Genomic DNA, 14,791 nt, shown 5'->3' with positions numbered 1-14,791 from the left:
TGTCCTTAGAGGGGCCCTATTGTCTCGGTATGGTTTCCTAATGACGACTCGAGGTACCTTGCGTTGAGCAGTGGCATCGAAAACCCGATCCTGAACGGGCCCTACGACGCTCCCGATCGGCATTACCAGATTGGGCCGTCAGGACCGACCGGCGCGATCATCGATGGTCGACGACCGAGCGAGTCTTTTATTCCGATTGCGGTGACCAGAAAGGGCAAGAGGGGGGCCGACGGATCGGAGCAAGAAGGTTTCGACTTCGATCTGACCGGCGAGCGCCGCGAGAAGAACAGCCTGATCAACGACATTCGACGTGAAGTCGACAAGTGGCGGGCCAGTGGGCACTACGACGGCGTCACCCCCATCACGCGCAAGCTCCTTCAGCACTGGGCTGATCCCAACCGCGAAAATCGGGTGATCTTCGCCCAGCGTGAGGCCGCCGAGACCGCAATCTTCCTGACAGAAGTCGCTGGCAGGCACCCGTCTTACGCCGACTGGCGTAAGCGGCTGGAGCCGGAGAACGAGGCCCACAACGACGGGTTGCCACGAGCAGCCCTCAAGATGGCGACGGGCGCCGGCAAGACGATCGTGATGGCGATGCTGATCGCCTGGCAGACTCTCAACAAGGCGCAGTCGCCGAACGACGCGCGGTTCACCAACCGGTTCCTCATCGTCGCTCCCGGCATCACCATCCGCGACCGCCTCAACGTCCTACTGCCCGAGACCGACGGCAACTACTACGACCTGCGCAACCTCATCCCCTCCGACCTCAAAGGCGGCATGGCGAGCGCGCGGATCGTCATCACGAACTTCCATGCGTTCCAGCTCAAGGACGCCAAGGAGATCAAGGGCGTCGCCCGGAACACTCGCCTCCTTCTGAAGGGAAACAAGACCAGCGATCCCTTCAAGGAGTCGCCGAAGGCGATGGTCAGCCGCGTGCTTCGCGGCCTCGGCGTCACCGAGGCGGGCAAGAAGCAGCAGATCATGGTCTTCAACGACGAGGCGCACCACTGCTACCTCGCAAGGCCCTTGGCATCGGGCAAGGAGACCAGCGAAGAGAAAGACGCCAACGAGAAGGCCGGGCTGTGGTTCAACGGACTTCGCGCAATCGCGAAGTACGTGGGGATCAAGCAGATTTTCGACCTCTCCGCGACCCCCTTCTACCTGTCTGGGTCGGGTTACGCCGAGGGCTACATCTTCCCGTGGGTTGTCAGCGACTTCTCCCTGATGGATGCCATCGAGTCCGGCATCGTCAAAGTGCCAAGAACCCCAGTCGACGACGATGCAGAAACCGAGCACGTCGTATTCCTCAGGCTCTGGGACTTCGTGGGCAAGGAGCTGCCGAAGAGGGCAGCCAAGGATGCGGTCACTGATTGGGCACCACCGAAGGAACTCGAGGCAGCCCTACGCAGCCTGCATCGCTCGTACGAGAAGGCCTTCGCGCACTGGGAGGAAAACCTCCAGCAGTACGGCGAGACCCCGCCGGTCTTCATCGTGGTCTGCCCGAACACTGTGGTCAGCAAGCTCGTCTATACGTGGATAGCGGGAGAAGAAGTGGTCCGCGACGACGAGATCATCGCCCACAAGCCTGGGGAACTTTCTCTGCTCAGCAACGTCGTCGACGGTAGGCCGCTGTCCAAGCCCCGGACGATCCTAATCGACTCCGCGCAGATCGAGTCCGGCGAAGCCATGAAGGCTGACTTCAAGCAGGCGGCTGGTGCCGAGATCGCTCAGTTCAAGGCCGAGTACCGCAAGACCAACCCGGGCGCCGACGTCGAAAAGCTTGCCGACGAGGACCTCCTGCGCGAAGTCATGAACACAGTGGGTAAGCCCGGCAAACTGGGTGCCGACATCCGCTGCGTGGTGAGCGTCTCCATGCTCACAGAGGGCTGGGACGCCAACACAGTGACCCACATCCTGGGAGTTCGAGCGTTCAAGTCTCAGCTCCTCTGTGAGCAAGTCGTTGGCCGAGGCTTGCGTCGACGCTCCTATGAGGTCAGCGACGCGACCGGCAGGTTCGAGCCCGAATACGCCAACGTCTACGGCATCCCGTTCCAATTCGTCACAGGGGAGCCCGCCGGCGGTGAACCAGTCCCGCCAAAGCCGTCGATCCATGTCCATGCGGTCGAAGGACGCGAGCACCTGCGGATCAACTTTCCCAAGCTTGACGGCTACCGGGTCGAGATCCCCGACGAGGACATCTACCCCGACTTCGATCAGGCGCCTGAGTTTCAGATCGGCAAGGACACGGTCCCGTCTTGGGTTGAGCTGGGCGGACTCGTCGGCAAGAAGGAGCTCGAGGAGGGCGACCCGACGATCTACCGAACGCAGGAGGTCGCCTTTCGTCTAGCCAAACGCATCCTTGATCAGCACTTCACTCGCGCAGGTGACAAGCGACCGTGGCTCTTCCCGAAACTGGTCGGCATCTGCTTGGAATGGATCGACAGGAAGGTCGTCGTCCATGACGGATACTCGCTGGGGTTCCTCGTGACCATTACCCAGGCTCAGATCCTTGCCGCCGAGCAAGTCTGGAACGCTATCCTCCGGCTGCCCGGCAATCGCCGCGAGCGCTTACGGCCGATGATCAACCGGTTCGACCCGCAAGGGTCGACCGGTGACGTCGACTTCGTGACGAGGAAGCGGACGGTACCGGTCGAGAAGTCCGAGGTCTCACATGTGACGCTCGATGGGAACGGTCCCGAGGGGAACGCCTGGGAGAAACGGATGGCCGCGATCCTCGAGGATGACTCGAACGTCGCAGCGTTCGTCAAGAACGACCAGCTGGGTCTCACCATCCCGTACGTCCACAAGGGCCGCAGTCACTCCTACATCCCCGACTTCTTGGTTCGCCTGAAGCGCGCGGACGATGACGTCGAGCGGACCCTGATCATCGAGATCTCTGGCAGTCAGAAGAGTCCCGGTCCGACGAACCAGAAGGCGGAGACCGCCAGGAACTCCTGGTGCGTGGCGGTCAACAACCACGGCGGATGGGGCCGCTGGGCTTACATCGAGATGACGGACCCCGACCAGTTCAAGACAAGGCTGGCAGACGCGATCCAGAGTCTTTACGGCGACAAACCAATCATCGGCGACCCCGACCTTCTCGACTTCACCGAAACGAACGCTGACACCAACACTGCAAGGAGCGCTCGTGGCGCGTAACACCTCGAAGGGCCCGACGCCGATCGACTCGATCAAGCACGGCGAGACCCGCAAGAACATCCCTACGGCGGACGCACAGGACTTCGTGACCCCAGAGATCGAGGCGGTCCGGAAGGTCCGCTATCAGCGCGACGAGACTCTTGACCCGCAGTTGGTCTGGCGAGGCAAGTACCCGGATGTTGCAGACGCGGCTGACAACGCCAACTCCGACCTGGTTACGGATGCTCCGCCGATCTACATCCAGGAGAAAATCGACCCGCGTGTGCTGGTCGAGAACCTCCGCCGCACTGCGGCTCGTCCCGAAGACGAACCGGAACTGGCTCTCTTCGACACCTTCGACACCTTCGACGGTCTCGACGAACTCGAGCAGGTCGATTTCTACCAGCACGACGCCAACTGGTCGAACCGCATGATCCTCGGCGACAGTCTGCAGGTGATGGCCTCGCTCGCAGACCGCGAGCTTCTCCGCGGCAACGTGCAGATGGTGTTTATTGACCCCCCGTACGGAATCAAGTTCGGATCTAACTGGCAAGTCTCCGCGCGTAACCGCACAGTCCGCGATGGAAACCTCGAGGACTCAGCGCGAGAGGCAGAGCAGATCAAAGCCTTCCGGGACACGTGGGAGTTGGGCATCCACTCCTATCTCTCGCATCTCCGCGATCGCCTCCTGGCTGCCCGAGATCTCTTGACGGAGTCCGGATCTTGCTTCGTGCAGATCGGCGATGCCAATGTCCACCTCGTCCGGTCGCTGATGGATGAAGTGTTCGGTGCCGAGAACTTCATAAGTCAGATCCCGTTCCGTACGACTACCAGTGCGACGGCCGACCTGCTTCCCGGCGTCGCCGACTACTTGATCTGGTTCGGCAAGTCGAAGGAACGTGTGAAGTTTAGGCAGTTGTACGCCCCCAAAGTGGCTGGCGAAACCGGGGCCACTGATTACGTCTATGTGGAAGAGGCAAACGGATCGCGTCGTCGGCTGACGGCAGCGGAACAAAACGCTCCGAGTACTGTGAAGGGCCGCCTTTTCTCGCTCGACAACACGACGAGCCAACGGCCACCCGGGGACTTCCCAGTGGAGGTCGACGGCCGTACGTTCCGACCGGGTGCAGGCTATTGGAAGTCCGGGCCTGAGGGGATGGCTCGCTTGGCAGTCGCTGGCCGCCTCTACCCACGCACCAACTCTCTACGTTACGTGCGATACCTCGACGATTTCCCCGCTTATCCGCGAACAAACGTTTGGGACGACACCATCCAGGGCCACGGGACGGACAAGGTCTACGTGGTTCAGACCTTCACGCGAGTGATCGAACGTTGCATGCTGATGTGCACAGATCCCGGCGATCTGGTCATAGATCCGACATGTGGTTCTGGCACAGCCGCATTCGTGGCGGAGCAGTGGGGTCGGCGCTGGATTACAATCGATACTTCGCGAGTGGCGCTTGCGCTTGCTCGCCAACGGATCATGGCTTCCCGCTTCCCGTGGTACCTGCTCGCGGACTCGGTGGAGGGCCGAAAGAAGGAGCGAGAACTCACTGCGCAGGTCAGCGCGCCAGGGGAATTTCGCAATGACGTTAGCCTCGGTTTCGTGTATGACCGCGTGCCTCACATCATGTTGAAGGCGATTGCCAACAACCCAGACATCAAGCCAGGAATGACGCGGGATCAGATCGACAATGCCATTAAGCGGCATGCCGAGTTTGAGTTGTTGTATGACAAGCCATTCGAGGATCCGAAGAGGGTTCGCGTTGCCGGCCCCTTCACCGTCGAGTCGCTTAGCCCTCACCGAGCGATCTCATTCGGCGACACCCCTGAGTCGCTCTCCGAGACGGATGCAGCCAAAGATGCTGACGGTCCCAACTTCGAGCAGTCGATCCTCGAGAACCTGGCCAAGGCCGGCATCCAGAACGGCAAGCGTGCCGAGAAATTGAAGTTTGAGGCATTCGAGACCTATGCGGGCCAGTACATCCAGGCCATCGGCCAGCAGGTTCCTAACGGAGAACACGCAGCCCCAAGCCGCATCGGCGTCGCGATTGGGCCCCAGTACGGGACCGTCAGTGCGAAGTACGTGAAGGATGCTGCGAGAGAAGCCATTCGTGCCGAGGACATCGATCTGCTGTGTGTGCTGGGCTTCGCGTTCGATCCGCAGGCGACGAACGCGACTGAGGATGACGGATTCATTATTGAAGCGTCGGACGAGGGTTTCGCTCAGATCGGAGGCGCACGCACCGTCGGTCGTCTACCCGTCTTGATGGTCCGCATGAATGCGGACCTCCTCATGGGCGAGGACCTGAAGAAGACCGGATCCGGCAACCTCTTCACTGTCTTCGGCGAACCCGACATTGACCTGCGCTCCACGGACGAGGGGTACATCGTCGATCTCAAGGGGGTCGATATCTACGACCCCACGACGGGGGAGATCCGGAGCAACGACACAGGCCAGATCGCGCTCTGGATGATCGACACCGACTACAACGAGGAGTCGTTCTTTGTTCGGCACTGCTACTTCACGGGCGGCAACGATCCATATAAGCGACTCAAGACGGCTCTGAAGGCAGACATCGACGCTGACGCCTGGGAGTCCTTGTACAAGACGGTCTCGCGGCCCTTCGCCAAGCCCTCCACGGGGAAGATCGCAGTCAAGGTCATCAACGACTACGGCGACGAGGTCATGAAAGTGTTCGAGGTGTAGTGCCGGACCTTTGTCGATCGGTCCTGATGTGGTCATGAGCGTAAGTGAGGGAAGTTGTGGCAGAAGGTCTGACGACCACATACACGGCCGATCAGGTGACCGCGATCGATACGATCGACGAGCCCCTGCAGATCATCGCCTGCGCTGGTTCAGGCAAGACCCAGGTGATCTCTCAAAGGATCGCGAAGATCTTGGGACGGCCGGGGGTCGAACCGCGCAACGTCGTCGCCTTCACGTTCACAGAGAAGGCTGCGGCGGAACTCAAGGAGCGAGTTCTGGGGATCCTTCAGGAGGAGCGAGGCGAAGTCACCGGCCTCGCTGAGATGTACATCGGCACCATGCACGGGTACACGCTCGACCTCCTGCAGCGGCTAGTGCCCGACACGTTCAAGTACTCCGTGCTGACCGAGATCACGGCACGACTTCTCGTTGACAAGTACAGTAAGCAGTCGGGTCTGACCACATGCCCCACGATCGGTACGAAGCAGAGTCATCTCAAGCGCTGGCAGAACTCCCGACTTTACCTGCAGGTCCTCGGCACGCTTCGAGAGGACGAGATCGACGAGTCTCTCGTCCCAACCGGGGTTCTGGACTCTCTTGACTCGTATGTCCAGCTGATCTACGGGCAGGCCAACTTCGACTTCACTGCGATGATCGCGCTCGCGGTCGAACTCTTGGAGATCGACCCTGACGAGGACGAGAACGCCGAGGTCATCCAGCGGCACATCCGAGACGACATCAAGTACCTGGTTGTCGACGAGTACCAAGACGTAAACCCTCTGCAGGAGCGCCTGATCCGAGGACTCGTCCAGTACGGCGCGAACCTGTGCGTCGTGGGAGACGATGATCAGACGATCTACCAGTGGCGAGGCAGCGAAGTTGCGAACATCATCGACTTCGCCGATCGGCACGGCGACGTCAAGCAGGTCGTGCTGAACGACAACTTCCGCTCGTCCAAGGGCGTCGTCGAACTGGGACGATCAGTAGCGGAGCTGATCCCAAACGATGCCCGTCTTCCGAAGAAGATGGTCGCTGCCGGCCACCAGAACTGGGAGCGAGGCGACCTCCTGGCCCTCGACTTTGCCACTCCTGAGGACGAGGCAGCCTGGATTTGCGACCGGATCGAGCACCTTCAGGGCGTGCCCTTCACGGACAAGCCGGCAGCGGAGCCGCGCGGCTTGTCGTACTCCGACTGCGCCGTGCTGTTGCGCTCGGTCGCCAAGGACGCGGGGCCGATCGTTGAGGAGATGAAGAAGCGTCAGATCCCCTACGTGATTAAGGGGTTGAACCGCCTCTTCGACGCGGACGAGATCAAGGCGTGCGTCGGCATCTTCCGGTACATGGTGAACGAGATCGACACGAGCCTGCTCCGAGAGCTATGGGCAAAGGCCGATTTGCTGCCAAACCCCGCCAAGTGGGCCTCGGCTGTGGCGATCCTGGACGCCGGCAAGGACTTCAAGAAAGGCGAGCGTTGGGGGGTCTACAACATTCAACGCCTCTACCTCGACTTCCTCGCTGCCCTCGAGATCCGAGAAGAGACAATCCCCGGACCGAAGGGTCGGGGGGAACTCGTGTTCTACGAGCTGGGGAAGTTCAGCCAGGCCATCTCCGACTTCGAACAGATCCACTTCTCGAGCGAGCCGAGCGAGAAATACAAGACGTTCGCTGGCTGGCTCGAGCACCAGGCGCCCGACTACTACGCCGAGTCGGACGGTGACGTTGGCTACGCGACCCCCGACGCCGTCACCATCGCCACAGTCCACCAGTCGAAGGGCATGCAGTGGCCGGCCGTCTTCCTGCCTTGCATGCGCGCCAACAGGTTTCCAGCCCAGCGCATCGGCGGACTGTCGATGTTCCACGTCATCCCGGCGGAGGCGATCAAGGATCCCGACAGGTACAAGGGGACGAAGGACGACGAACGGCGCCTGTTCTACGTCGCGGTGACCAGGGCACAGAAGTTTCTGAACGTCACCTTCTCGCCCGGGGTTGGCCGCAACCACAAGCGACAGTCCGAGTTCTTTATCCACTGCACCGGTAACCAGTGGGTGTCGACCAGCGCTAGCCCGATCACGGGTGAGCGCCTCGAGCCTCGAGCCATCCACGAGATCCCTCAAGTAACTCTGTCGTTCTCGGAGTTGAAGTACCTGTTCGAGTGCCCGTACGAGTTCAAGCTCCGCTTCCTCTACGGCTTCAACGCACCGCTACACGAGGCGCTCGGGTATGGAAAAGGCCTTCACGATGCGCTGTCGGAAGTGCACAAGAAGGCGACTGCAGGCGAGATCATGACAGCAGATGACGCAAGGGATTTGGTTGATAGGCATCTACATACTCCGTTTGCCTACCCTGAGTTGCGGCGCAACCTCGAGCGATCTGCGGCCGAGGCGATTGAACGCTACTTCAAATTGCACGGAAGCGCGATCGGGAATACTGTGCACTCCGAGAAGCAGATCCAAGTGCACATCGCCCCCGGGATCACGGTCGATGGCCGCATCGACTTGATTCGGAAGCTCGATACCGACGAGTTGGCGATTGTCGACTTCAAGTCGACCGAGCGAGCCCAGGACGAGGATGTCACACGGGATCAGTTGCACGTATACGCGCTCGGGTACGAGGAGCTAACAGGCGAGAACGCTGACGTCGTGGAAGTGCTGAACCTTGATGCTGGTGGTAAAAGCCATCGAGACCAAGTGGACGACCACATGCTCGATGACGTACGTGAACGGATACGAACGGCGGGTGAGAAGCTTCGTAAGAATGAGTTGCCGCGGCTCTCGACCTTTGCGCCCAAGTGCCTGACGTGCGACGTAGTTGAACTGTGTCGACCCCGGCCAGGAAGCGCGCCGTAGCAACACTCCGTTAGCTGGCGGGCAAGCTGTCTATCCCGAGTCCGAGGCCTTGTCGCGATCCGCGCTTTAGCATTGGGCATGGCGTGCGTAGGTAGCGCGCTGCGGTGAGTCTCAGTCGGCTTCTCCGTGTCACGGTCTACGCCGGGCGCCGCTGCTTCCTACGGCATTCGTTAGTCCGATAGTGATGTCGTTTCGTCACCACGACGGTTAACTCGTTCGCCTGTCGGTCCAGCCAAGTAGTGTCAGGCTGGCAGTCCACAACGTAGTTAGAAGGAGCGAATGGCTCAGGCGTCTTTGGGTGGCGGGTCGAGTGCAGTTGCTGCGTCGTCGCACGCTGCCTGCCCAAGGTTTCGAGGTACTGATCCACTGGTCACGGGTCGCACTCGCCGTGCTCTCGCTCGAGAGATCGGTTTCGCCGACGATTCAGGCCGGATTCCAGAGGCACGGTGGATGCGCGCGATGACCTTCGAGAGGCTTGTGCGTGATCGACGATTTGCGAGTGAAGTGGCGACGACAGCTGTGGGCCGCCTAGGCCTCGCCCGTCCCAGTGCAGTCATTACGGTGAATGCCGACGTCAGCAACACGAAGACCGCGCAGTTGCTCGACGAAGCGCACATCCGAGCGAGCGGAGAGAATGCGGTAACCCTCATCCATGCCTTGGCGCTGCCGTTTCCGGGCTTCGAAGGCGCTGACGCATCCGAGGTCAAACCTGACTTCGCAATCGTTGCGCCGCAGCCAGGTTCCGATCGGTCCTGGTTGATCATGGGCGACGCGAAGGATTACGAACGGGTTCGAAGCAAGATTGAGGACAGCCGGCTCCTTAAGGGGTTCCTTCAAGTTGCACTTGGTGCCGAGGCCGCCGCTCAGTGGTCGCGACTTCCAACCGACATGGCAGTCCACACCCACGGGGTGCTAGCAGTGCCACGAAACGCGTTCCTCCAGCCGGAGGCGGTTGTTGAGCTTCTCGAGGACCACCGAGAAGAGGTCCGAATGCGGGTCGCCGAACGTATCGCTGAGTCGAGCCGATCGGCCTACAAGAAGGCGACGGACGTAAGTGATTACGTTGAGCACTTGAGAGCGAAGTTCGATCCGTCGACCTGTACTACCTGCACTTTATTTGCCTACTGTCGCCATGAACTTCGAACATCATCCAACCGATCCGATCTGTTGGTCGAACTAGGGATCCCGAAGGATCATCACGCACTGTTAGTGCCGCTACTTGGCAACTCGGAGGCGCAGACGACGGCGCCCGCTTCTGTTCACGCAAATGTGAAGGCGACAATCACGGGTCGTGCCGAAGTGACGGGTCAGCGCCGTACGGATCCGATTGGCCTCCCTGGCAATGTGTACGTTGCAATCGCAAAGTCAGATAGTGCTGCGCTCGGCGTCTACGGCGTCTCCATTGCCCGGCAAACTTCTGAGGCGTCGACTGCCTGGTCGAAGACAGTCTTCGACGACCCCCAATCGCCGGAGACGCGACGACGCCTAATGCGAACAATAGGGCGTCAGATCGACCTTGCGATGGCTACGCAGCAGAAAGAGAACCCAAACGCCCCTAGCCCTATACATCTTGTGGTGCCCGACCAACCGACCGCTGACGTCCTCGTCTCGATCGCAGACAACCTCGCCGGGGTCGAGTTGAGCCGACTACGTTGGACCCGAGACGTGGAGGCCGGTCGTGAGCCGCTCACCTTCAACGGCGAGCCCGCAGTGATACCCGCGGCCCTCACCGACGACGAACGCATTGCTGTGTCGTTTCTACTCGAGGAAGACCGTTCACGCGCAGTCACACTGAGGTCGCCCGTCGTGGATCTACGATCGGTCCTCGCGGGGCATGTGGTCACCGGCGGCCCCGCCGTTGCATCTCTTCGTCTTGACTATCTGCTCTCTTGGGCAGAGACGTTAATCGACGGGACGGTTTATTCCCGAGACGTCGAGGACAAGATTGAGGCGTCTGCACACACACCAGGAGCGCGGCTCACCAGTGGTCAATCCGACACGATCCACGCCGCTCAAACAGGTTTCGGGCGGCAATCGAGTCGAGAGCGCGCGAGAAAGAACCTTCAAAGTTATCGACGTCTTGTAGGGCAGGAACTTGACTACAAACAGGATGTATTCGACCGCACGTTCACGGTGTTGGACGAATTCGATGACTCCTCGCTGCTTGAGACCTATCGCGCGATCGAGGGCGATGCTCAAGCGGTGTGGCGACGGCGCCTAGAACTCCGCGCATCCGACCTCGTACGCTTCGGCCGAACCTATCGCCACTGGAGAAACTCCTTGGTTCCAGTAATCGAAAGTGATGGGATTTGCCGAGCTCAGTTACTCTCGCTATCGAATAAGCAGTTTGCTCGCGACCTGGCCCGAGATCCCGGGAACCGGCAGGTGGCCTTCGCTCGAGTAGTAGGGATTCACCCACTGACCCTAGAAATCGCATCGCGCAGAATCGGCGACGGCGCGCGAATTGTTCTCCTACACAACGGGGATCATGCTTGTGTCGAGCAGCGCGGCGTTTCCGTTGACCATCAGAAGGGAAGCTTCAAGATCGGTGGCCTCGCGATCGGGCCGATCGCTGAGACGCCGGCTGCGAGCCGATTTACGTGGACCCCGGCAAACTCGCCGAGTGTCGATATTGATGACGAGCTTGTGGTCGCGGACTTTTCTTGGTTTTGCGACAACAAGCGGAATACCCACCTCAACATCACCCGGCCGACTCCTGACACCAACATGGCGCCCACGCCCGCATGCACGAACAGCAGTTATAGCGAATCCCCCCAGGTGCATCAATGGTGTTGCAAGCCCCACGATATCAATGAGGCGGAATGGTCAGACAAATTGGCGCGGCGCCGCGCAAACGGTGAGCTCAATCCCGAAACCTGGCCCCCAGTCATCGACGGTGATGCCTTTGAGGTGTCGCCCCGCCGCGCTACGACTGGAGATGCGGTCCAGAGCTCTGTCAGCGCGGTTCCTGACACTCTTACAATCGATGATTTGGACTAGTCTGTGACAGTTGCGTTCTCGATACCGAGTTCCGGTGATGGCGGCAGTACCCGCGTTCATCATGCTCAAGCTGCAGCAGGTAATGCTGCCATCACGAAAGAGGCGGTCGGCGTTCTGCGCGACAGCCTTACTGGAAGCCTTGATGTGAAACGCGTGCTTCTGAAGGCTGCTGCCGGCGCGGGGAAGTCGTTCGCACTTCAGGAGCTGGTGAGTGACGCAGTTGACCATCCGAGTTGCCAGAGAGTGGCTGTGGTCGCGTTCACCAATAAGCAGATTCATCCTTTGGCAATCGCGCTGGGAAATCGGCTGGGAAAGCGGAAAGTTTGTTTGTTTGTCTCTGCAAAGCGATGGGAAGAAATCCCCGACGAGGCCCACCGATGCGTTGAAGTGGCGACGTCTACTACTAGTATCCCTGCATCCTGCGAAGTCATTGTTTCGACAAGCCATAAGCTCGGCGCGATCAACGAATTGACTCGCCAGATATCGACATTCGGCCCTGCTCACTGTGGTTCGTCAGCGTTTGATGTCCTTTTCGTCGACGAGGCCTGGCAACTTCCGCACTACCTTTTCGACAAGGTGGCCAAAGCTGCACCCCTCACGGTCGGGGTCGGCGACGTCGGACAGTTGCCTCCGCTCGAAGTCGGCGACAACCCCTGGCGTGGAGACCCAGGCCATAACCCGTATAGGGCCTGGCCAACTGACTATGTCGATGACCAAGAAACGTGGGCTAGGGAGCTCCCATCAGTTTGGCGGCCAGCCGCCGGACAACTCGACCTCTGGCGGGCCTTTTACCCGGAATGGGACACTCTCAATTGTGTGGCAGCACCCGGTGATCGGGTGTTGCATGCAGATGGCTTAACAGGGGATGCGCTGTCGATCTGGACGCAAGTGGGTACTGGCGTCCCGACACTCCTTGAGGTTAATGGCCTGCCGGTGGCAGAAGCTGCAGATATTGACCTCCCGCTGGTCGGCGTGATCGAGCGTCTCCTAGAGGAGCTCCTGTCATCCAAGTTCTCGCTCGAGCGAAGGGAATACGATTCGGCTGGCACTCCAACTCGGCGCGTGACCAAGGCGCGGCCGGGGAAGAGCGAGGGCGATCCACTCGTGGTCGTCCTAGCGACACGGAACCAGGCTGTCGACGACGCCGAAGACATGGTCGATCGGCTGCGGCAAAAGTTCGGGTTGTCGGAAACTGAGTTGGTCGCCTCTACGGTCGACTCGTGGCAAGGACAGACCAACGGAATAACTGTCGCTATCCACCCGCTCAACGGAGCTACTGATCTGAACGAGTTCAACTCCGCGTTCGGCAGGCTCGCGGTCACGTGCACCCGTGCGACACACGGGCTCCTGATGCTGGCCAGACCCGGGTTGATGCAGTTGCTCGACGAAGCTCCCGCACGACCGGGGACTCCTTTTGGCGAACCGGGAAACCGAAATCTGCCGAGACAAACGCATCAGCGGATTCTGTCGACATTTGCGGTAGGCAGGATTACTGTTCGACACAATGCCCTTCGGTAGGATCGCGGGGACGCTGTAGCGCGCTTAGTCATCGCAGGGATCGTCCCCATTGTCGCCGTGAAGATTTCGCCCATCGGCCACGTCTAAATGAGCGGCACTGACGCCTTTCTACCCGTCGAGAGCCGGGCTGAGGGCGGCTAGCTTGTGTACGTGCTCGGTCGTGTGCCTAGGAGTGCCCCGGTCTCACGGGGGTCGAGCACGAAAGCCGAAGGACGTGACTGGTCCACGGGGTGATTAACCGGAGCAGCAGCCCGATCCGCACACCGACCCGCACTGTCAACTCTCGGGTTTCCGCCAACCGGGGCCGGCGCGCATCGCCCGTGTCCTTATTCTGACTTCGTCCACTTCGGGAATGTGCTTTTGGCCCTCGACGGCCTGGTCCATCTGCGTTGGCTGGACCGCTCTACTGGGCGCATGATCAGTCGCATCACCACCAACAGCCCCGGTGATCTCGTGCATGTCGAACTCAAAAAGATGGGCAAGATTCCCGCCGGCGGTGGCTGGCGCGAAATCGGCAACCGCCACCGCCGCCCCGCCCCGCCCCGCACTCTGAGGCCAGCCACGTACTTAGCCTCTAGGGCCAGTACAAACTAGCGCTCGTCATTGTGGACGCATTTGAGCTCGCGACGCTGATCGTCGACCTCGCTGCATAGCTTGGTGCGGTGAAGGTGGGCAAACCTGCGGCTATAGCTGTTCCGGTCCCATCGGTCGGAGGGGTTGTCGGGATCGGCCGGCGGAGTGTTCTCGTCCGACGCGTACCTGGCGTTCATGGTAGGTTGCCTGCGCTTCCGTGTTCTTGCTGAGTGGGGTGCCAGTCTTACCGGTCTAGTCATTCGAGGGTCGAAGACGCCGAGTTATGGTCGAAAGGGAATGTCCGTAAAGCGTCAACGGGTGTGCTCGGCGCGCGCCGGAGGGTTAGCAAAGGGCCTCTGAATCAGTCTCCGGCGACGGTCTCGATCGTTCCCGTCAGCAGCGACTCCGTGAGGTAGTCCTCGAATGAGAAACTACTGCCCTGAGTCTCGTTCAGTTCGGCAAGTTGTGGACTAACCTGTTCCTCCAACTCAGCGCGTGTGAGGTGGCGTGTCCCCCGTGAACCGGTCCGGGTGGTTCTAGAGTCCTGATTGCCCTGTTGAGGGCGGAGAAGGGACGATAGGGATCATGGCGGGACGGAAGCGTCACTCGGCTGAGGACATCGTGCGCAAGTTGCGCCGAGCCGATGAACTGGCGGCCGAGGGCAAGAACGGCGAGGAGATCGCCGCCGACCTCGAGGTGTCGGCGGCCACCTTGTACAACTGGCGCCGCCAGTACGGCGGTATGGACGCTGATGCCGCCAAGGAACTCAAGGAGCTACGCGAGCAGAACGGCCGGCTCAAGCGCCTGCTCGCCGACGCCGAGTTGGAGAAAGACGCGCTGCGGGAGATCGCCAAGGGAAAATTCTGAGCCCGACCGCCAAACGCGCCGCGATCGACATGCTCAAAGACGTAAAGAACATGTCAGAACGTATGGCGTGCAGGGTTGTTGGGCTTTCACGGTCTACCTACCGGCGTCTGCCGTTGGCTCAGACACCGGCCGACCCGGA

General features: G+C 60.4%; 6 protein-coding genes. All 6 read left to right on the top strand.

Annotation, left to right across the window (positions count from 1 at the left end):
* Positions 1-63 precede the first annotated feature (63 nt).
* The 6 genes from ACFUEJ_RS18990 (at position 64) to ACFUEJ_RS18965 (ending at position 14,652) form a co-directional block, all read left to right on the top strand.
* Entirely contained in the window at positions 64-3,159 is a 3,096-nt protein-coding gene (locus ACFUEJ_RS18990) for a BPTD_3080 family restriction endonuclease (protein WP_388031166.1), read from the top strand.
* On the top strand, positions 3,149-5,848 hold the full coding sequence (locus ACFUEJ_RS18985; RefSeq protein WP_388031163.1) for a site-specific DNA-methyltransferase: 2,700 nt from the start codon (positions 3,149-3,151) through the stop codon (positions 5,846-5,848). Before ACFUEJ_RS18990 ends, ACFUEJ_RS18985 begins: the two co-directional genes overlap by 11 nt.
* A 44-nt stretch (positions 5,849-5,892) precedes the next feature.
* Positions 5,893-8,694 (top strand): ATP-dependent helicase, encoded by a 2,802-nt coding sequence (locus ACFUEJ_RS18980; protein WP_388031160.1) that lies wholly within the window; start codon positions 5,893-5,895, stop codon positions 8,692-8,694.
* A gap of 459 nt (positions 8,695-9,153) precedes the next feature.
* On the top strand, positions 9,154-11,694 hold the full coding sequence (locus tag ACFUEJ_RS18975; RefSeq protein ID WP_259936468.1) for a hypothetical protein: 2,541 nt from the start codon (positions 9,154-9,156) through the stop codon (positions 11,692-11,694).
* Positions 11,695-11,697: 3 nt separating this feature from the next.
* Positions 11,698-13,212: an AAA family ATPase gene (locus tag ACFUEJ_RS18970; protein ID WP_388031156.1), complete on the top strand. Its 1,515-nt coding sequence runs from the start codon at positions 11,698-11,700 to the stop codon at positions 13,210-13,212.
* 1,158 nt (positions 13,213-14,370) lie between these two features.
* Entirely contained in the window at positions 14,371-14,652 is a 282-nt protein-coding gene (locus ACFUEJ_RS18965; protein WP_004023647.1) for a transposase, read from the top strand.
* Positions 14,653-14,791 lie beyond the last annotated feature (139 nt).

The sequence above is a fragment of the Gordonia sp. NPDC057258 genome (assembly GCF_042668985.1).
GTDB lineage: Bacteria > Actinomycetota > Actinomycetes > Mycobacteriales > Mycobacteriaceae > Gordonia > Gordonia hongkongensis.
This window is presented reverse-complemented; position numbering and strand designations above follow the sequence as displayed.

Bases quoted from the DNA above. Each gene is read 5' to 3' on its own strand.
- ACFUEJ_RS18975 (WP_259936468.1), top strand. From the start codon at position 9,154: ATGACCTTCGAGAGGCTTGTGCGTGATCGACGATTTGCGAGTGAAGTG.
- ACFUEJ_RS18965 (WP_004023647.1), top strand. From the start codon at position 14,371: ATGGCGGGACGGAAGCGTCACTCGGCTGAGGACATCGTGCGCAAGTTG.